Source organism: Chryseobacterium balustinum (assembly GCF_900168205.1).
In the GTDB taxonomy this organism is placed as follows: Bacteria; Bacteroidota; Bacteroidia; order Flavobacteriales; family Weeksellaceae; genus Chryseobacterium; species Chryseobacterium balustinum.
The window spans coordinates 181655-201911 of the sequence record NZ_FUZE01000007.1; the positions used below are offsets into that span (position 1 = coordinate 181655).

Sequence of the window (20257 nt, forward strand, 5' to 3'; positions counted from 1 at the left end):
AAAAGAAATGCAATATAATCTAAAATAAAAAAGTAGCTGAAAAATATTTACAGCTACTTTTTATCTTTTTGTTTTACTCTTTAGTTGAGTGGTTTACGTCCCGAAATAACATTAATTAATACAACAATTATTGCAATAACTAAAAGAACGTGAATTAAACTTCCGGTATCCATTCCTGGAATTACCCCGAGCATTCCTAGTAGCCAAACTACGATGCAGATTACTGCAACAAGCCATAATATACTTCTCATAATAATAAATTTTTGGTTGGTTATCTAGTTATATGCATTTTCTGTGCCTTTATTGATTTTAAATGTCGTCTTCAAAAAATATTTTTTCTTTTTGTATTTGATTTACAGAGGTTTAATTTTGACAATGTGGTATTTTTTATTTTTGATAAAGCATAAAAAAAGATCCGGTTAAGGATCTTTTATAGGGAATGGCTAATCGTTTATTGCTTTGGAGTTAAGATTGGTATCTGCAATTTTTGAGAGCAGATCATTACAGTTTTTCTCTTCATCTAAGGTAGAAAGCAGCTGTTTAAGACAATCTTTTTCTTTAAGAATTTTTGCATATGCTGCCAACGTTCCATACGTTGCTATTTCATAATGCTCAACTTTCTGCGAAGCAGCAATAATACCTGCATCACGCACTGCACCTGGTTTCGTTTCTTCCATAATGCTTTTGCCTTCATCTAAAAGTCCCTGCATTGCATCGCATTTTTTCGCCTGTGGTTTTTTCTTTAATGCTTTAAAACATGCTTCAAGCCTTTTTATTTGCTCTTTAGTTTCTTCCAAATGGTCCCCAATCGCTTTTTTAAGCTTAGGATCAGTTGCATTTTTCTGCATTTTGGGTAATGCTTTAGTTAGTGCTTTTTCAGCCCAGTAAATATCCTTCAAAGAATCTTCAAACAAATCACTCAGATTTTTTGCTGCATCTTTTTTTGCAGGAGTTTTAACGTTAGACTTTGTGGGTGTTTTTACCGTTTTTTTAGCCGAAGCTTTTTTCGTTGATGCACTTTTAGTTTCCATAAAAAATTTTGTTAGTTGATTTAGCTTTTAAAATTACAATTTTCAGACCATCAAAGTCAAAATCATTAGATTGTGGTATATATTGTAAATATTAGATTTTTAAATAAATATTATTCTTCTTCTTTTTTAAAACTAATGACTTCAAAAGTATCATCAGAAGAATATTTTTTACAACTTTCATCATCAAACTTTTCAGGATTTTTCAGGAAATCATCTATAAATTTTTTGCTTTCGTCAGTATTAGCTGGTGAAATTACAAGATGATATTGTTTCAATACCGATTCATCGGCATTTTTCAGAGATTCTTTTTTATGCAATAAAGCTTCTTTATGATTCATGAATTCTATTTTTAAAATTACGGTTAATTTTTATAAGTCAAAAGATTCTAAACAACAAGCATGCCCACAAATTTGTCTCGGTAACTATATTACTTTACATTTATAGATACAAAAATTGCCTACGTAAGTAGGCAATTCAAAATCATAATAATATAATTGATTGTGGTGTGCATTACACATAACAATTCATATGCCATGCATAGCTCGTGTGGTATCTAAACTTTAATTTTTGTAGTGAGTAAGATTGAATAATATTTTTTTATTGCTAATCATAATTCAATATGATTTACTCCAATTGATTTTCAGGATTTCTGAAATTCTGAAGAGTAGGTAAAGCTTTCAAGGCGATTTTGGTTGGCTTTTTCTTTTTTGCTTTTTCTGAACCTAATAATTTGTTAACTTCAGTTTTTTCACCTTTTATGAGATCAAATTTTGTTTCAGTCGTCGTGTCTTTACCATCCCAAATGATTTTGGAAATATGAATTAATTCAAACTTTCCATTCTGATAACGGAATGTATAGTACTGTTTTACATCTTGTATTTCCGAATAAAGAATGAGATTACCGTTTTCAATAGAAATACTAGGGATTTGATCGCCGCCATATTTTCCATTAGGATATTGAGGATTGAAAACATCTTTTGAAGAAAATTCTAATCTGAGCTTTCTGTTTGATTGCAGTAGAAAAATCTGCAGTTTTAATGGTCGTTGCGCATCTACGGTATCCATCGTTAAAATTACTTTATCCTGTAGCCCGTCTCTGTTCAGATCACCCACTTCTTCTCTTACACGCACAGTAAAATGCTCGATCGTTTTCTGCTGTTGCGAATAAATATTCATCGAAGTGAAAATTAAAAATAGCAGCAATGTGTTTTTCATGGTTTTAAATTAAAAGTTTTTATTGAATAGTATGTTTAGTTTACTCGAGATTTAATCATCGATAAAATGTTTTAAACAAAATTTAAAATGACAATATAAACAAAATCAGGATAATAATCGAAAGATATTTCTAAGATAAATTACTGAGTTTTGTTGGCACCATTGTTGCGAACTAGAAGAAAAAATTGAATATTCAAACAATACCACAATCATTACTTTTCATACAATTATCTGAATTTTATCTAAAAATCATTAATCAGATTTGTGATTTTCAGAATATATTGAATGAATTTTCCGAATCAGTTATTAATAATATAGATTATGATAAAAATGGTTTAGAAATAACTGTTTATCGGATAATTGTCAGTATTTTTGAGTCAGAAAAAATTAACAAATAATTGATTTTACCCTAGATATGATCTTAATCGTTGATGACAATCAAAACAATCTTTTTTCATTAAAAAAATTATTAGAATCGAAAGATTTTCAGGTAGATACCGCAGATTCTGGTCCGGAAGCATTAGGGAAAGCATTGAAAAATGATTATGCCTTAATTATTTTAGATGTACAAATGCCGGAAATGGACGGGTTTGAAGTTGCCGAAACTCTTGCAGGATATAGTGGAACCAAAGATATTCCCATTATTTTTTTATCGGCTGTCAATACAGAGAAAAGATTTATTACAAAAGGCTATGCTTCGGGAGGAAAAGATTATGTTACCAAACCTGTAGATCCTGAAATTCTGCTCTTAAAAGTAAAAACGTTTTACAATCTTCAGGAACAGAATGTTGCCATGAAAAAAACTCAGCAAAGTCTTGAACTTGAAGTGAAAGGCCGACGAGAATCTCAGGTTACCATGAAATCGCAGATCGATCATTTTCATCTGATGTTGGAGTCTTTACCGCAAATTGCATTTACGATTAATGAGGAAGGAACGATAGATTTCGTTAACGGAAAATGGTACGAATATTCACATTCTTACACGACTTTTCCGGAAACTCACCCCGATGATTTCTGTATTGTAGAAGAATTTGCCCAATGCAAAAAGAAAGAAAAGGCACTCGAATTAGAAATCAGAATTAAAAATATAAAATCAGGAGACTTCAGATACCACTTGCTTCGCGTCACTCCGGTGCGTGAAGAAAATGTAATCAAAAACTGGGTAGGAACCTTTACCGATATCGATGATCAGAAAAAAGTAGAGAAAGAGAAGGACGAATTCTTGAGTATCGCCAGTCATGAACTGAAAACTCCTTTAACGAGTATTAAAGCTTACGTTCAGCTTTTAGACCGAAAATTGAAACTGAGTAAAGAAAGTGCAGAATCCGGATTTTTGGTTAAAGTTCAGGATCAAATTGAAAAACTTAATACGCTGATTTCAGACTTGTTGGATGTTTCTAAAATTGAAAATGGGAAACTTAAAATCAATAAAAAACCTACCAATCTTGATCAATTAATACAAAATGCAATCGAAACCATTCTTCAGACTCATGATGAGAAAAAGGTGAAAATTGATCGTCACGGTTATATTCCTGATATTCTTATTCCTTTGGATTCCATTCGTATTGAGCAGGTTTTGATTAATTTCTTAACCAATGCCATCAAATATTCTCCGGAGAATCACCAGGTAATCGTTACCACCTTTGTAGATGAAGAAGAGCAGGAAGTAAAGGTGAGTGTAACCGATTTTGGAATTGGTATTCCAGATTTCAAGCAGGAAGCTGTGTTTCATAAATTTTACCGTGTAGAAGAATCTTCGCTCCAGTTTCAGGGAATGGGAATTGGGCTTTACATCTGTTCTGAAATCATCAAACAGCATCACGGAAATATTGGAGTTTCGAGTATTATAGATGAGGGTTCTACCTTTTATTTCACATTACCATTAAATTAATTTTATGCCGAAAAAAATATTAAGAAATCTGCAGTTCGGTGTCGGTTTTTCATTATTGATACTTATTGCAAGCTCAATTGCTTCATATCTGAGTATTCAGAACCAGATGAATCATCGTGAAAGCGTTGGAAAAAGCAGACGTGCAGCAACCGCTGTAAAAGATGTTTTGGTGGCGCTTTTAGATGCAGAAACCGGAAGCCGTGGTTATCAGCTTACCGGAAGAGAAAGTTTTCTGGAACCTTACAACCGAAGTATAAGTGAATATGCAAACGCTATCGCACTTGCAAAAAATTTAGATGTAACAGATTCAACGCAACAAAAGCGTTTAGCTGTTTTAGAACAAAATGTTGAAAAAAGCATTAATAATCTAAAATTTTATGTTGAAAACAGACGCAAAGGTATTGTGATGACTCAACAGCAAATATTAGAGAGCAAGGCTTATATGGACAATTGCCGTAAAGTGGTAAAAGATTTTGTACAGTATGAAGATGCTCAGCTGGAGATAAAAAATAAAGACTTAAATCGTTCTTCAAATACTACGGTTATATTCATTGTGTTTTCTGCAATTTCTGCAATTGTAGTGACCGTTTTTTTCTATCTAAAATTAAGATCAGATCTTGTACGCCGAGAGAAGCTTGAAAAAGATCTAAGAGATAAAGATGCACAGATATCACGTCGTGTAACTGCTGTTCAACAGATTGCAAGCAGAGTAGCCAACGGTGATTACACCCAGAAAGTAGTAGATAATTCGCAAGACGACTTGGGAGATTTGGTAGGATCTCTTAATCACATGACAGATTCTTTAAAAAAATCTTTCGAAACCATTAATAAAAGCGACTGGCGACAAAAAGGTTTAGCATTATTAAATGAATCTTTAGTAGGAAACAAATCGGTAAAAGAAGTATCAGAAAGATCTCTGAATCAGATTATAGAATACGGAAAATGCATCAACGGATCTTTATACATATTTGATGAAGGAATTTTAAGGCTTAATTCTGCTTTCGGTTTAGAAAGCAACATGAAAAAAAGCTTTGAACCTGGTGAAGGAATGATCGGACAAACTTTTGTCAACGAAAAACCTAAAGTGTATAACGATCTTAAAGAAAATGATTTTATTGTAAGTTTTGCAAGCAGTAAACTGAAAGTAAACGGATTATTGTTAATCCCAATACTTTCTGATGGTCACTGTATTGGGGTTTTAGAACTAGCATCCATTGCTAATTTTGATCAGGACAGAATCGATTTCTTTGTAGAAGGTACACGAAATATAGGAATTGCTCTAAACGCTGCAAAAGGGCGCGAAAAAGAACAGCAATTATTAGAAGAAACCCAAGCTCAGTCTGAGGAACTGCAGGTACAGCATTCTGAATTGGAAAACCTTAATACAGAACTGGAAGCGCAAACCCAAAAACTTCAGGCTTCAGAAGAAGAACTGAGAGTGCAGCAGGAAGAGCTGATGCAGGCAAATGCTGAACTGGAAGAACGTTCCAGATTATTGGAAGATAAAAATCATCTGATTGCTGAAAGAAATAATGAAATTCAGAAAAAGGTTGAAGAACTGGCGTTAAGCACTAAATACAAGTCTGAATTTTTGGCAAACATGTCTCATGAATTGCGTACTCCTTTGAACTCAATTCTTCTTCTTTCCCGATTGATGGCAGAAAATCCTGAAGAAAATCTGAATGAAGATCAGGTGGAATCTGCAAAAGTGATTCAAAGTTCTGGAAGTAGTTTGTTGACATTGATTGACGAAATTTTAGATTTGGCTAAAATAGAATCCGGAAAAATGACTTTAGAATATCATGATATTGAGATTACTGAAGTTGTACAAGATTTGAAAAGTCTCTTTAACCCTGTATTTTTAGATAAAAAGCTTCAATTTAACATCAATATCGATAAAGAAGTTGAAAAGGTTATCGAAACAGACCGTTTACGTGTAGATCAGGTTTTAAGAAATCTTCTTTCCAATTCATTGAAATTTACAAAACAAGGAAGTATTGATTTAAATATTAAAAAAGATCCTAAAAATAAAGACTTCATCATTTTCTCTGTAAAAGACACCGGAATCGGAATCCCGGAAGATAAGCAGAAAATTATTTTTGAAGCTTTCCAGCAAGCTGATGGTTCTACCCGAAGACAGTTTGGGGGAACAGGTTTAGGATTGTCGATAAGCCGAGAAATCGCAAGATTATTGGGCGGAGAACTAAGCTTAACAAGTAAGGTAAATGAAGGAAGTGAGTTTAGTTTAGTCATTCCGATTAAACCGATTGCTGAAATTACAAAGCATGAAACTGATCAAGATTTGGTAGATGTTATCCGTGAAGATGTAGAGCAAATTCAGAATATTCTGGATGATGGTGAAACAGAATATTATGAAAAAATAATTCTGGAAATCCCGGAAAGTGTTGATGACGACAGAGATCAGATCAATGAAGGTGATAAAGTGATTCTGATTATTGAGGATGATACCAATTTTGCAAAAGCTTTGTTGAAATATGCAAGGATGCAGGATTATAAAGGGATCGTTGTGGTACGAGGCGATCATGCTTTGCCTGCCGCACAACAATATTATCCACAAGCAATCTTACTTGATGTACAGCTTCCTATAAAAGACGGATGGAAGGTAATGGATGAATTAAAATCAAATCCTGAAACCAAGCACATTCCGGTGCACATGATGTCTGTACTTCATGTGAAAAAAGAAAGTCTGATGAAAGGCGCTATTGATTTCATTAATAAACCAATGGCTTTAGATCAGATGGCTGATGTTTTCAAAAAAATTGAAGAAGCCATCAGGAAATCCCCTCAGAAAGTACTGATTGTGGAAGAAAATGCAAAACATGCGAGTGCATTATCTTATTTCCTAAGCAACTTTAATATCTCTTTATCGATTGAGAATAATGTTGAAGATGTGGTGAAGGCATTGACTTCAAACCAAACCGATTGTGTGATTTTAGATATTGGTGATTCCCGTGGAAATGAATATCAGGTAATAGAATCTATAAAAAGCTATGAAGGTCTCGAAAACCTGCCGATTATTATTTTTACAGAAAGAAATCTGTCTCAATCTGAAGAGCTGAAAATCAAACAGTATGCAGATTCTATCGTAGTGAAAACTGCGCATTCTTATCAAAGAATTTTAGATGAAGTGGGCTTGTTTTTACATTTAGTTGAAGAAAAAAATAATTCTTTAGAAAATGTAAGAACGAAAACTTTAGGCTCATTAACCGAAGTTTTAAGCGGTAAAAAGATTTTGATTACAGATGACGATGCCCGAAATATTTTCTCTTTAACCAAATCTTTAGAAAAATATAAAGTGGAAGCCATTGTTGCAATGGATGGAAAACACGCCTTGGAACAGATCAAGCAAAATCCTGATATTGACGTAATTTTAATGGATATGATGATGCCTGAAATGGATGGCTATGAAACCATTCAGGAAATCAGAAAAATGCCGAAATTTGCCAAGCTTCCTATTATTGCGATTACAGCAAAAGCAATGATTGGAGACCGCCAGAAATGCATTGATGCAGGAGCTTCAGATTATATTTCAAAACCTGTAGATATTGATCAGCTCTTGTCTTTGCTTAGAGTTTGGTTGTATGAAATTTAAACAGATAAAATTCTGATGAATAAGAAAATTTTAATAGTGGATGATGATCCACGAAATATATTTGCCTTAAAGCTGACTTTGAAAGCCAGAGGATATCAGATTGAGAGCTCTACAATGGCTTTGGAAGCAATTGATATGCTTAAAAAAGATCAGGATATTTCTGTGGTTTTAATGGATATGATGATGCCAGAAATGGATGGCTACGAAGCCATAAAAATCATCCGAAATACACCTGAAATCAGCGAGGTTTCTATTATTGCAGTCACCGCACAGGCAATGCCTGAAGACCGCCAGAAATGCTTGGATGTAGGAGCGCAGGATTACGTTTCAAAACCGATCAATGTTGATGTATTATTAACGGCCGTCGAAAAACTTTCTTAAAAATGCTCGAACCAAGTATTATAAAAGATGAAGAAGTAGAATTTCTTATTAAAGATGTCTACGAGCTGTACGGATACGATTTTTCCGGCTACAGCAGAGCTTCTTTTAAACGGAGGGTAAATCGTATTTGCTTGATAGAAAGATTTACGAGTTTTGCAGAATTGCGTTACACGCTCATCAATGAGCCTGAATATTTGAAACGTTTTGTGGAAGAAGTAACGGTGAATGTAACCGAAATGTTCCGTGATCCTTATTTCTTTAAAGGTTTAAGAGAAAAGATTTTACCACAATTGGGAACCTATCCGTTGATCAGAATTTGGGTTGCAGGTTGCTCTACAGGCGAAGAAGCTTATTCTATGGCGATTTTATTGAAAGAAGCCAATTTGTATCATAAATCCTTAATCTATGGTACAGATCTTAATCCTTCGGTTTTAGAAACAGCAAGAGCGGGAGTTTTTCCTTTGCAGCAAATGAAACTATATTCTGAAAATTATATGTTATCCGGAGGGAAAAAAGATTTTTCAGATTATTATACCGCGAATTACGACAGTGCAAAATTTGATAAAAGTCTGCAGGAAAAACTGATTTTATCGACCCATAATCTGGTTTCGGATAGTTCGTTTAACAGCTTCCAGCTAATTATTTGTAGAAATGTTCTTATTTATTTTGACCGTGGTTTGCAGGAAAGAGTTTTCAAACTTTTTGATAACAGTTTAGAAAATTTAGGCTTTTTGGCTTTAGGAGCCAAAGAGACGATTAGATTTTCTAAATTAGACAAAAATTATCATCAGATTGATGATCAGAGAATCTGGAAAAAAATAGATCATAACTAATATTTTACCAATGCATACTGAAGCTATAAATACCGAATTGGTTTTAATCGGCGGCTCTGCAGGAAGTCTGCAGGTGATTTTGGAAATGATTAAAAATTTAAATGAAAATTTAAATTTCTCCATTATATTGGTGCTACACAGAAAAGCGCATTCAACCAATATTTTACAGACTTTACTTCAACAATTCATTTCAACTGAAGTGGTAGAGATTGATGATAAAACAGATATTAAAAAAAATAAAATTTATATCGTTCCTGCAGACTATCATCTTTTATTTGAAAACAAAAAAACGATGTCTCTAGACAGTTCTGAGAAGATGAATTATTCTCGACCGTCAATTGATGTTACTTTTAAATCTGCGGCAGAAGTTTACGGTAAAACTTTGGTAGGGATTTTGCTTTCAGGAGCCAATGCAGACGGCGTTGAAGGTTTGTCTTATATTAAAAAAAATAAAGGTAGAGTCTGGATTCAAAATCCGGAAACTGCTGAAGTAAATTATATGCCTAAACACGCTATGGAAGAAGTAAAATATGATCTGCTCGTTACACCTGGTAATCTGGCAGATCACATCAATGAATTATAAAAAATAAACTAATTAAAAAGCTAAATAAAGAATATGAGTAATAAGAAAATTTTGATTTTTGATGATGATAAAACAATTCTGGAAGTGATCACGATCATCTTTGAGGAAAATGGTTATCAGGTCGAAATTTCAGAAACATCTCATGATATTATCGAAAAGGTTTCTCAGTTTAGACCCGATGTAATTCTCATGGATAACTGGATTCCCAGAATTGGTGGAGTAGAGGCTACCCAACTTTTAAAGAATCATGAGGAGTTTAAATCAATTCCGGTAATTTATGTAACAGCAAATAATGATATTGTAGCTTTGGCTAAAGAAGCTCAGGCAGATGATTATGTTGCAAAGCCTTTTAACCTTGAAGATTTGGAAGATAAAGTAGCTAAATATCTGCAGGAAAAAGCTTAAAATAATTTCTTAAATAATAAAATCCCGATATTTTTTGTCGGGATTTGCTGTTTTATACTACATTTCTTATAATATGCTCCTGATCTGAATTTGGCAGCTTGTAGGGTAGTTCTTCATTATTAATGTCACCGATTAAAGCCGATAAAAATTCTTTAACCGCCGGTTTCGATAAAATATTTTCTGAAAGAGTAGGAGCAATAATTGTTTTCTTTGAAACGAGATTTTCTGTAAATGTAAACTCGTCTTTTAGATCGATCTCAATCCCAAATTGTTGTTGTGTGTTAAAAGCTAAATAGTAGGCTATTGTATCTTTATTTTGTTGTGTAGTTTCCATCTTAAAGTGTTTTACTATATAAGTATAATAATTTTTATGCCATACAGTGTTTTTATAAAGAATTAACAGTTTTTATTTCTATTCAGTATTTTATTCATTACAAATCTGCTTTATTTTAATAAATGAAAACACCTTTGGTAAAGGTAAAAGTTGACTTTTTATTAAATAAATCTTTATTTTTTTTGTGTTAAAATTTAAGATGAGTCCAAACTATGTTAAATTATAGCAAACAAAAATATTCGGATAAAATGTTTTTGAATTTCATATCCTTTTAAATTAATAAAAAAACGGACAGTGAATTGCTCACCATCCGTTCCAATGATAAAAAAAACTACTTCTTATTTTCCACCACCGCTGTTTTTCTCAACATCGGTTTTTGTATTTTCTTTTACTTTTTGATTTCCAAATCGTTTTACAAATGTTAATGAAAACCCGTACCAGTCAGATTTCGATGAATTTCTGAATGTACCGATTTGGCTAAATGAAGTCGAATCGAAATTTGGTCTTCCGAAAATATTCATCAACTGCAAGCTAAATTCCATCTGAGTTTTTGGGAAAATTTTTGTTGCCGAAATATTATGAAAAATATTTGTTTTGTTTGCATAAGAATTTCCATTATTCTGATTTGAAACTTCTACCCATGCGCTCAAATTTATATTTTTATCAAAAAGGTTCGTATACGTTAAATTGCTAGAACCCGCCCAGTAACTTAGATATTTATCGCCTTTTAAATCGTTTCGTTCATTAAAATCGCTGTTGTCGATATAATTCCATCCGAAACTAAAATTTACACTTAATTTATTCTTTAAGAAAGATTGATTGGTATTGGCATATAAAAAATATTTGTGAACATTTCCGGTAAAATTACTTTCCTGCGAAATGGTTTTTTTGTCCTCCGGTTTTGCTCCGTTTTCTACGACATAATCAGTCCAATAGTCCTGATTGGTAAAGGTATACCTTGCGGAAAGAAAGTACTTTTTCAGAAAGCCAAATTTCATATAAATTCGATCACTAGGATTCGGATTCAAATCCATATTTCCTCGGGTGTACAGTCCGTCGTTTCGAGGCAATAAAAATGGATTAAACTCAGAATACCAAGGTCGCCAAAGATTTCTGTTATATGTTAAACTTAAATCATATTTGTCTGAGAAAGAATATTTAAGCAATAAATTGGGTAAGAAGCTTCCATAGGAATCTTTTCTTGAAGTTCCTGCAATATCCTGCCCGATTTTATAATCAATATACTCATAACGAATACCAATTCTTGTTTCTAATTTTTTGAAAAAAGTTTTAGAGAAATTGGCGTATAATGAATTGATGTTGTCTTCATACCGGAATGTGTCGTTCTTACTCAGACCATTTGGTAATATTCCATACAATGAATTGGGAATAACATTATTATTAAAATTCATCTTACCACCGACTTCAAATGTTCCTCCCGATTTCCCTAAAGATTGAGTGTAATCTATTTTTACATAATAATTTCTGTTTTCAACATCAGTTAATACTCCGATTTCGTCTACATAAGCTGCACCTGTTTTGGTTAAAGTATTTTTAAGATAATAGCTATTATCAGATTCTGCATCATAGTTTGTTCCTAAACTAACGTCTAGAATTCTGTTTTTTTCTTTGTCGTAATATTTATAAAAAATATTCGTTCCGAAGGTAGGACTTGTAGATGATGAAGTTTGATTTTGAATATACGAACGATCAAAATTATCATTTTGGTTGATAATTGCATTGGTTTCAGAGCTGTTGCTTCTTATTCCTTTATAAAATTCAAAAATAGCTCCTATACTATTTTTATCATTAATTTCATACTCAGAAGTTGAGGAAATAGAAGGGTTTTTACCTTTGTAAATAATATCGTTATCAATTTGTGTTACCTCATTATTTTCGTACAAAGTATTCAATAATGAATTTTTTTGCACCCATACATTGTCGCTGTAACTTCCTACGAGTGTTTGTGTAAATTTTTTCTTATGATAATTAAGATTAAGATTAGTGTACTGAGAATTTTGTGTGTTTTGTCTGTTGTTGAATGTTACGCTTCCTTTCAGTCCTTCGTCATCACGTTTTTTCAGAACAATATTAATAACCGATCCCGAAGCTTCATATCTTGAAGAAGGGCTTGTAATAACCTCTATTTTCATCAGATTATCCGCAGGCATTGTCTGTAAATATTCTTTCAGTTCTTTTCCTGTAAAAACAGATTTTCTGTCGTTGATGTAAACAGTTACAGATTCACCTTCTGCCTTTAAAGCATCATTGTTATCAATGCTTACCAAAGGCGTCATTCGTAAGACATCCCAAGTCGTATTTCCTGCAAGAATAGAGCTGTTTGCTACGTTAAAAACGGTACGGTCAACCTTAGATTCTACAGTTGGTTTTCTGGCAACAAAAGTAACTTCCTCTATTTCTTTTGCTTTTGATTATATGGTATCTTTCTCAACCTGTTAAAAAGCTAGAGTTCCTATTAATAAAGCAACGGGTGCTAATATTTTTTTCATTAAAGGTTATATATTTTAATTATAAGACACTGGTATGGGAATATTTGTTACATTTAAAATGTGTTAATTTATGTTAATGTTAATTTGTTATATAAAACTGCTTAAAAATCAAGGTAATAAAAAAGCTATTTTGAGTCTTCAAAATAGCTTTTCATAAAAAATTTAGTGCTTATTACTATAAATTTGGTTTAAAATAAACCTAATTTTACTGAATGGCGATATTTTTTTTGCTCACTGTATGTGCAGAAAAATAACCTAAAGCGCCATTGCTAATATTGCTGGGTGGGTTAGCTGGCGTAACGCCCCCTCCGGCACCACCTCCCATAAGTTGAAGCAATGCTGAGTAGAAAGTATATACATTATTGTCAATACATCTCATTTCTACATGTATCATATCACCTACAATCACTTTTACATCATCAGGATTATCGCCGCTGTCGTTTGGAAGTATTAAAGGCCTTTGATTGAGCATTCCGTTGTTTACATTATCAGAAAACTCCGAAAAATATCTTTTAGGCTTATTATTTATAGTATAACTGAATAAATAACGGTTTCCTAACGCTGGAGGATCTGTAAACACAGGTAAAAGTGTATAACTTGTTTCGCCACCAACCATAAATGAATCTTGTTCTAAATCATCAAAAGGAACTGCTTCAGGCATTGTGCTTTGTGCAATATATTCTTTTCCTTCTGCTATTATTTTTAAAGTGTAAGTGTGACCAGATATCCCTTCAATAAAATTAGTTTTGTAATATCCATTCCCCATATATTGTAAAGTCTCTGACTGACCAAAATTATCACTCAGATTAACATTAAAATTTTCTACTGGCGGATATTCATTTTCTTGAGTAAAAGCAACCGATTTTGTAATCTTTACATAATAGGGACCATCCTGATTAGTTACGTTCCCTTCTATAACGATGTTACCACTTTGGTCTTCCAGATCTAGATCAATTTCCTTTTCGCAAGAAGTGACTAAAAACAGAGATAATATGGTTAAAAATATATTTTTCATAAATTAAATAGAAGTTAGAAATTAGATCTTAGAGATTAGTTGAATAAAATTTTAAATCTAAAATATATTGTTAAATTACTATGAATTAAAATTTGAAATTATAAGTAATATTTGGAACCCAACGGAATAACGAAGTCTGCATCGCTCTTGTTGTTTCTGGGTTATTTGGATTGTTTTCAAAAGTAATCGTGTATGCATTTTGTCTTCCGTAGACATTATACACTCCAAATGACCAAGATCCTTTAAAACGTTTATTAGAACTCGGTTCATACGTTGCGCTCAAATCCATTCTGTGATAAGCAGGCATTCTGTCTGCATTTCTGCTGCTATATTGAAAAACGGTTTGTCCGTTTAGTTCATATTTCCCTGTTGGGAAAGTCACAGCATTTCCTGTACTGTAAAGGAATAATCCCGAGAAAGACCATTTCGGATTTAATTGATATGTTGCTACAATAGAAAGATCATGCGTTTTGTCTTGTCTTGCATCGTACCATTCGTTATCGTTGATTCCGTTGATTTTTCTTTCGGTTTTAGATAAAGTATAAGAAATCCAGCCGGTCAGTTTTCCGCTTTTCTTTTTGGCAATTAATTCTAAACCGTAAGCTCTTCCTTTTCCGAATAGCAATTCACTTTCTACATCTGCCGCCGTATCGAACGAAATTTGTGCTCCGTTTTTATAATCAATTTGATTCTGCATTGATTTGTAATAAATCTCAGCATTCAATTCATAATTGTTATTATTAAAATTTCGGCTGTACCCTGCACTTATTTGGTCTGCAATTTCAGGTTTTACGGTGTAGCTGCTTCCAATCCACTGATCGGTAGGATTTCCGCTTCCGCTGTTGCTTAATAAATGTAAATTTTGAGTATTTCTGGAATAGCCTCCTTTAATACTGCTTACTTGGTTAATTCTGTAATTGGCTGTAATTCTCGGTTCAATATTCACATACGTTTTTCCGAATTTGCCTTTTTCTAAATATTCAGAATCGGTTAAAGCTCCATTTTCATACGTGTTGAAAGTATCTCCACCTAAAACAGAGAACATCGCCAATCTTGCTCCGTAATTAATGGTCAGCTTTTCTGTTGCTTTAAAATCATCATTGATGTAAACTGCATTTTCCCAAGAATATCTCGGATTTCTCGGAAAACTGCTTACACTTGTTCCCGATGCACTGCTTGGTGTAATCGTATGATAAATTGACTGTAAACCAAATTTTACTGAATGTTTATTGCCTGCGAACCAAGAGAAATCCTGCTTCAAGTTCCAGTCTTCAATTTCAGAATCAAGCCCGAAAGTATTATTGTTGCTGCTTAAGCTTACATTATAATTGTAGTTGCTGTAAATAAATGAAGTATTGGAAAATAATTTACTGTTAATAATGCTGTTCCAGCGTAGAGTAGCGGTGGTGTTTCCCCAATCTGTCGAAAAAGTATCGCCCAAACCTAGAACATCTCTTCCAAAATATCCGGATAAATATAATCGGTTATTATCATTGATTTGATAATTGGCTTTTAGATTTAAATCATAAAAATATAATTTGCTGTCTTTAAAATCGTCTGTCGCTTTCAGAAAAACATCTGCATACGTTCGTCTTCCAGAAACAATAAATGATGATTTTTCTTTCTGAATCGGTCCTTCTACACTCAATCTGCTGCTGATCAAACCAATTCCTCCATTAACGTTGTAATCCTGGTTATTTCCATCTTTCATTTTTACATCCAAAACAGACGAAAGTCTTCCTCCATATTGAGCCGGACTGTTTCCTTTGATGATGCTTACATCTTTCAATGCATCACTATTGAATGTACTGAAAAATCCGAGTAAATGCGAAGCGTTATAAACGGCTGCTTCATCCAATAAAATCAAATTCTGGTCGGTTGCTCCACCTCTCACAGAAAATCCACTGCTTCCTTCACCGTTGCTTTTAATTCCGGGCAAAAGCTGAATGGTTTTCATCACATCTTTTTCACCAAACAAAACGGGAAGTTTATCAATTTGCTTAATGCTCAAAGTTTCGGTTCCCATTTGTGCCGACGAAAGATTTTTGTCTTTTTTCACACTGGAAATAATGACTTCATCAATTTTAGCCGTTCTTTCCTCATCTTCCTGATCCAATTGAAGATTTTGCTTAATATTGTCTTCAACATTAATAATTTGCTGAAAATCTTTAAAACCGGGATTGGAAACAATTAAAGTATAAGAACCTTTTGGAAGTGAGAGTGAATAAAATCCGTATTCGTTGGCTACGACTGAAATGGTAGGGTCTTCGGCAACTTTTACAGCAACTCCGAGGAGCAATTCGCCATTCTTTTTATCTTTTACTGTACCGCTTACTGAGTATCTTTGCTGCGCAAAAATGACCGAACTAAAGCAGACCGCAGCGATTGTCGTTGCAGTTTTTAATGATGTTTTCTGTATCAATTTTTTTAGTTTATTTTTGAATTCAAATAAAGAGTTTATTAATCAATATGATATTTTATTCTTCAAAACACTGAGAAATAAAATCTTTAAATCTGCCTAAACAACGGTAATGTAGATTGTTTATTGTTGATGAATATTAAAAATTTATTAAGTTCCCATCTCAATATCATCCCAATCAGAATCTTTGTTGATAAGCCATTCCAAAGCTTTTCTTCTTTCATAAATGATACCTTCGCTGATTTTAGCTTCCACCCCTTTAATTCTTTCATCAACGCAATACCAATGGAAACGGTAGTATAAATCAAGCATATTGTAAATTTCAACATCAGTTCTGATTTCCTTTAGCTGGTTGATCTTTTCATTACTTTCATTTTCTTCAAGATTAGGTAAAAATGTTGCCATATTTTCGCCACACCACTCGGTTTCGTCTAGATCAGGAACTGTTTTCGTTGCCCACATCAATGCCCAAAGTCCTTCAAGATACCAACGTAGAGAATTACTTTCGTAATCGCTCAATTCATCATTGTCTTTAAGCAGAATTTCGTTTTCCCAATTAGAAAGATATGAAGTCAAATCATGTTTTTCAATCCATTTTCTGATGAAAGTTATGGGTGCTTCAAACGAAATATTAATCAAAGCATTCATTACCGACATTCTACCTTTTATTTCTTCTAAACTTCTCATATTAGGATCTTCCAAAACCGGAAGCCACGAATTAAATCTGTAATTTCTATCGGCTATGATTTGATTATTAAATTCTCTTACTTTAATCTTTTGTTCTTCAGTCATTATTTAGAATTTGATAGTTTAAATTATAAACTTGTTTAAACTTTTTATTTAACCACAAAAGAGGCAAAAGATTTAGATACTTTTATCTAAAGTTGATGAGTACAAAGAAAAAAGCACACAAAAATCTTTAAAAATCTTTGATTTTTTAGTCTTTTGAGAACTTTGATTATCTAATAATAGCTTTATAATTATCTTTTGTTCCTTTTGTGGTTAAATTTCAAATTAGTTTAAACAGCTTTTATTTTTAAAAATAATAAAATCTCTAAAAATAGATTTATAATTGTGATTTCCTGTTTTGCTAACTTACGAAAAGTTCAATTTAAAAAGAGTTTTCAGGTGCTAATTATTTACCAGTTTAGAAAACAAAATGTACTAATCATTGGATTTGATCAACGATTATTTTTTTCTAAAAATCAACTACTTTTCTAAATTTAATTCCATTTGAATATTGCAGCGTTTGTAAGGCGTTTGATGGCCAACAATCTTTTCAAAACCCATTTTATGATATAAATTAATCGCCGGTTCCAGAATGGTATTGCTTTCTAAATATATTTTTGAGGCTCCTAATTGCTTAGCTGAATCTATAATGGTCTGTCCTAAAAGCCAACCCAGGTTTTTACCCTGAGCTTTTGGGGAAACTGCCATTTTTGCCATTTCAAAATCATAATTTTGGTCGGTCATTTTTATTAAAGCGCAAACTCCTAAAGGCTCGTCCTTATAAAGAGCGACAAATATTTTTCCGCCTTTATCCAGAATATATTCTTTGGGATTGTCTAATGCTTTATAGTCGGCTTCCTCCATTTCAAAAAAAGTAGAAATCCATTCTTCATTCAAAGCTTTGAAAGCTGATTGATATTTGGGCTCATATTCTGCAATTGTAACATCTTTGCTTTCACGTAGTTTCTTTTGGTCTTTTACTCTTTTTAGTAAAGATTTTTGTTCCAGTAAAAACTCCCATTCTGCTAATGCTTCCCAGAGATTGTTAGTCGCTTGGTTTATGATTTCATCAATAGCAACATCAATATCGGCACATTGTTCTTCAATCATTTTCTTTGCTAAAGAAGTTCCTTCGGCTGTAAGACCAACAACGTTTCTTCGTTTGTCATTGGAGTTAAGCTTGTCTTTAACTAAGCCTGCTTTAGTCATTTCTTTGATGATTTTTGTAACAGACGGCTGCGAATGTCCAATTTCTTTAGCAATTTCGGTAATGGTTTTTTCTTCTGTTTCAGAGAGAACAAAGAAAACAGGAAACCATTTTGGAGAAAATCCTGCAATATTATACAGTTCATAAATCTGAGCTGCATCTTCAGTAACTTTGCTGGTCAGCAATCTTAATCTGCTTCCTAGAGCCATTTTTCCTGTACGGTTGAATATATCCATAATTAATTACATAACTGATTATATAAAATTATATAAATGATTTTGAATAGCAAAATTTATGTTTCATTATAAAATAAATATTCCTGAGTTTATGGTAAACTTAAGAACATGAAATGGTATTTTAAAGTTTGAATTTCTTAACTTTATCAAATGAAAGAGAAGGTAATCAGAGTAATTTCAGAATTTAATAATGAATTGAAGCTTCAAGGATTTAAGGCATTTCAAATTGAAAGTGACAGTAACGAAACACGTACCTACAGTAGAAAAGAGTTCTATAAAATCTGTCTTACGACAGGAAAAAGTAAGATTCATTATTCCGATAAAACTTTTGAACAGGAAGGGACGATTCTCTTTTTTGGTAATCCACACATTCCTTACTCCTGGGAAACAATTTCTACAACTTATGTAGGATATACCATTCTTTTTTCTGCCGATTTTTTTAAAAATTCAGAACGTTCAGAGAGCTTGCAACAATCGTCTTTTTTTAAGATTGGCGGAACTCCTGTTTTAAAAATCACATCCGAACAAAGAGATTTTCTCAATACTATTTTTCAGAAAATGATTGCCGAACAGGAAAGTGACTACCTCTATAAAGATGAACTGATCAGAAATTATATAAGTCTTATTATTCACGAATCTCTAAAGATGGAACCTTCTGAAAATTATGAGCAAAACAAAAATGCATCTTCGAGATAACTTCTGTTTTTCTGGAATTGTTGGAACGGCAGTTCCCAATTGAAACGACCGCAAACCCTCCTCAGCTAAAAACAGCACAACATTATGCGCAACATTTGAATGTACACATTAATTATCTCAACCGTGCTGTAAAAGAGGTTACCGGAAAATCAACAACGGCTCATATTACAGAGCGCATTATCACAGAAGCGAAAGCTCTTTTACTACACACAGATTGGAGTATTTCAGAAATCGCTTATGCTCTAGGATTTGAATATCCTACTTACTTTAATAACTTTTTTAAAAAACAAACTGGAACTAATCCCAAATCATTTCGACTAACCGAGGTTTGAAATTCTTAGTTTTTGGTTTGATAATCTTTAACGGCTTATTCTTATGTCGTGATACCTTTGTATTCTATTATCAAATCAATTTAAGATGCCGAATTCACAAAATATTTCAGCTTCCATTCTTTCTCAATTAGATATTTTTGAGAGGTTATTGGCTGGAGAAACAATCCTCCCCAACGATCCACAAATGCACAGATTGAGAGATGAATCTTTCGCAGTCAAAAAACTACTCATAGAAATGAACAACTCCTCAGATCCTGAAGAGATTACAAAAATATTGAGTAAAATTTTAGATCAGGAAATTCAAAATATCGCTGTGTTTACACCTATTTATATCAATTACGGAAAGCATATCAATATTGGTAAAAATGTATTCATCAATTTCGACTGTACCTTTCTTGCCTTAGGTGGAATAACGATTGAAGACGATGTGTTGATAGGCCCGAAAGTTAGCCTTATCACGGAAAACCATCCATTAAATCCAAAATTAAGAAATGGACTGATAGGCAAAGCGATTCATATTAAAAAAAATGCATGGATTGGTGCAAATGCAACCATTTTACCGGGCGTTACCATTGGCGAAAATTCTGTGGTTGCAGCCGGAGCAGTTGTTTCAAAAAATGTACCCGACGATACAATTGTCGGTGGAATTCCTGCAAAGATCATTAAAAAAATAGAGAATGAAAATATTTAAATTTAATCATAAAATACTGTTTTTATGCGTTTTTGTCTTAATGAAGTCATCTTGACTTAAAGAAACATTTATTTGTTATTTGAAATAAAAAAAGGGATTCGGAAATTAGTGTCGCTAAACTAAAAAAAATCCTATC

The 20257-nt window shown here is 32.8% G+C and carries 17 protein-coding genes and 1 pseudogene; 8 read left to right on the top strand and 10 right to left on the bottom strand.

Going from position 1 to position 20257, the window contains the following annotated elements; translation table 11 throughout:
* Nucleotides 1-80: 80 nt before the first annotated feature.
* The 4 genes from B5X64_RS22560 to B5X64_RS11040 form a co-directional block, all read right to left on the bottom strand.
* A complete protein-coding gene (locus tag B5X64_RS22560) occupies nucleotides 81-251 on the bottom strand; it encodes a lmo0937 family membrane protein (RefSeq protein ID WP_034673671.1) in 171 nt (56 codons plus the stop codon).
* 192 nt (nucleotides 252-443) lie between these two features.
* Nucleotides 444-1031, bottom strand: coding sequence for a YciE/YciF ferroxidase family protein (locus B5X64_RS11030; protein WP_079465288.1), 588 nt, complete (start codon nucleotides 1029-1031; stop codon nucleotides 444-446).
* Between the two features lie 110 nt (nucleotides 1032-1141).
* Entirely contained in the window at nucleotides 1142-1369 is a 228-nt protein-coding gene (locus tag B5X64_RS11035; RefSeq protein WP_079465289.1) for a hypothetical protein, read from the bottom strand.
* A gap of 286 nt (nucleotides 1370-1655) precedes the next feature.
* Entirely contained in the window at nucleotides 1656-2246 is a 591-nt protein-coding gene (locus B5X64_RS11040) for a hypothetical protein (RefSeq protein ID WP_123920831.1), read from the bottom strand.
* 415 nt (nucleotides 2247-2661) lie between these two features.
* On the opposite strand from B5X64_RS11040, the gene B5X64_RS11045 reads away from it, so the two are divergent.
* The 6 genes from B5X64_RS11045 to B5X64_RS11070 are packed head-to-tail and all read left to right on the top strand — an operon-like array spanning nucleotide 2662 to nucleotide 9952.
* Nucleotides 2662-4137 carry a hybrid sensor histidine kinase/response regulator gene (locus B5X64_RS11045; protein WP_079465291.1) on the top strand — a complete coding sequence of 492 codons (1476 nt, stop codon included), beginning with the start codon at nucleotides 2662-2664 and terminating at the stop codon, nucleotides 4135-4137.
* Between the two features lie 4 nt (nucleotides 4138-4141).
* Complete coding sequence (locus B5X64_RS11050; RefSeq protein WP_079465292.1) at nucleotides 4142-7750, top strand: response regulator; 3609 nt, start codon at nucleotides 4142-4144, stop codon at nucleotides 7748-7750.
* 15 nt (nucleotides 7751-7765) lie between these two features.
* Nucleotides 7766-8131 (top strand): response regulator, encoded by a 366-nt coding sequence (locus tag B5X64_RS11055; RefSeq protein ID WP_079465293.1) that lies wholly within the window; start codon nucleotides 7766-7768, stop codon nucleotides 8129-8131.
* 2 nt (nucleotides 8132-8133) lie between these two features.
* Nucleotides 8134-8964, top strand: a complete 831-nt coding sequence (locus tag B5X64_RS11060; protein WP_079465294.1) for a CheR family methyltransferase — start codon at nucleotides 8134-8136, stop codon at nucleotides 8962-8964.
* Nucleotides 8965-8974: 10 nt separating this feature from the next.
* Nucleotides 8975-9547 carry a chemotaxis protein CheB gene (locus tag B5X64_RS11065; RefSeq protein WP_079465295.1) on the top strand — a complete coding sequence of 191 codons (573 nt, stop codon included), beginning with the start codon at nucleotides 8975-8977 and terminating at the stop codon, nucleotides 9545-9547.
* Between the two features lie 33 nt (nucleotides 9548-9580).
* The gene (locus B5X64_RS11070; protein WP_079465296.1) at nucleotides 9581-9952 is read left to right on the top strand and encodes a response regulator; all 372 of its coding nucleotides are present in this window, start codon (nucleotides 9581-9583) and stop codon (nucleotides 9950-9952) included.
* Between the two features lie 52 nt (nucleotides 9953-10004).
* Here the strand turns inward: B5X64_RS11070 and B5X64_RS11075 are convergent, their stop codons facing one another.
* The 6 genes from B5X64_RS11075 to B5X64_RS11100 form a co-directional block, all read right to left on the bottom strand.
* Nucleotides 10005-10286, bottom strand: a complete 282-nt coding sequence (locus B5X64_RS11075; RefSeq protein WP_079465297.1) for a hypothetical protein — start codon at nucleotides 10284-10286, stop codon at nucleotides 10005-10007.
* A gap of 338 nt (nucleotides 10287-10624) precedes the next feature.
* On the bottom strand, nucleotides 10625-12583 hold the full coding sequence (locus tag B5X64_RS11080; protein ID WP_228418870.1) for an outer membrane beta-barrel protein: 1959 nt from the start codon (nucleotides 12581-12583) through the stop codon (nucleotides 10625-10627).
* A gap of 418 nt (nucleotides 12584-13001) precedes the next feature.
* Nucleotides 13002-13811: a DUF4249 domain-containing protein gene (locus tag B5X64_RS11085; protein ID WP_079465298.1), complete on the bottom strand. Its 810-nt coding sequence runs from the start codon at nucleotides 13809-13811 to the stop codon at nucleotides 13002-13004.
* An 85-nt stretch (nucleotides 13812-13896) separates the two neighbouring features.
* The gene (locus tag B5X64_RS11090) at nucleotides 13897-16233 is read right to left on the bottom strand and encodes a TonB-dependent receptor (protein WP_228418873.1); all 2337 of its coding nucleotides are present in this window, start codon (nucleotides 16231-16233) and stop codon (nucleotides 13897-13899) included.
* Nucleotides 16234-16380: 147 nt separating this feature from the next.
* Nucleotides 16381-17022 carry a DUF4272 domain-containing protein gene (locus tag B5X64_RS11095; protein ID WP_079465299.1) on the bottom strand — a complete coding sequence of 214 codons (642 nt, stop codon included), beginning with the start codon at nucleotides 17020-17022 and terminating at the stop codon, nucleotides 16381-16383.
* Nucleotides 17023-17439: 417 nt separating this feature from the next.
* Nucleotides 17440-18402 (bottom strand): bifunctional helix-turn-helix transcriptional regulator/GNAT family N-acetyltransferase, encoded by a 963-nt coding sequence (locus tag B5X64_RS11100; RefSeq protein ID WP_079465300.1) that lies wholly within the window; start codon nucleotides 18400-18402, stop codon nucleotides 17440-17442.
* Between the two features lie 150 nt (nucleotides 18403-18552).
* Between B5X64_RS11100 and B5X64_RS11105 the strand changes: the two are divergent.
* Both B5X64_RS11105 and B5X64_RS11110 read left to right on the top strand, forming a co-directional pair.
* Nucleotides 18553-19430: pseudogene (locus B5X64_RS11105) on the top strand (helix-turn-helix domain-containing protein).
* 85 nt (nucleotides 19431-19515) lie between these two features.
* On the top strand, nucleotides 19516-20121 hold the full coding sequence (locus B5X64_RS11110; RefSeq protein ID WP_079465301.1) for a sugar O-acetyltransferase: 606 nt from the start codon (nucleotides 19516-19518) through the stop codon (nucleotides 20119-20121).
* Nucleotides 20122-20257: the final 136 nt, after the last annotated feature.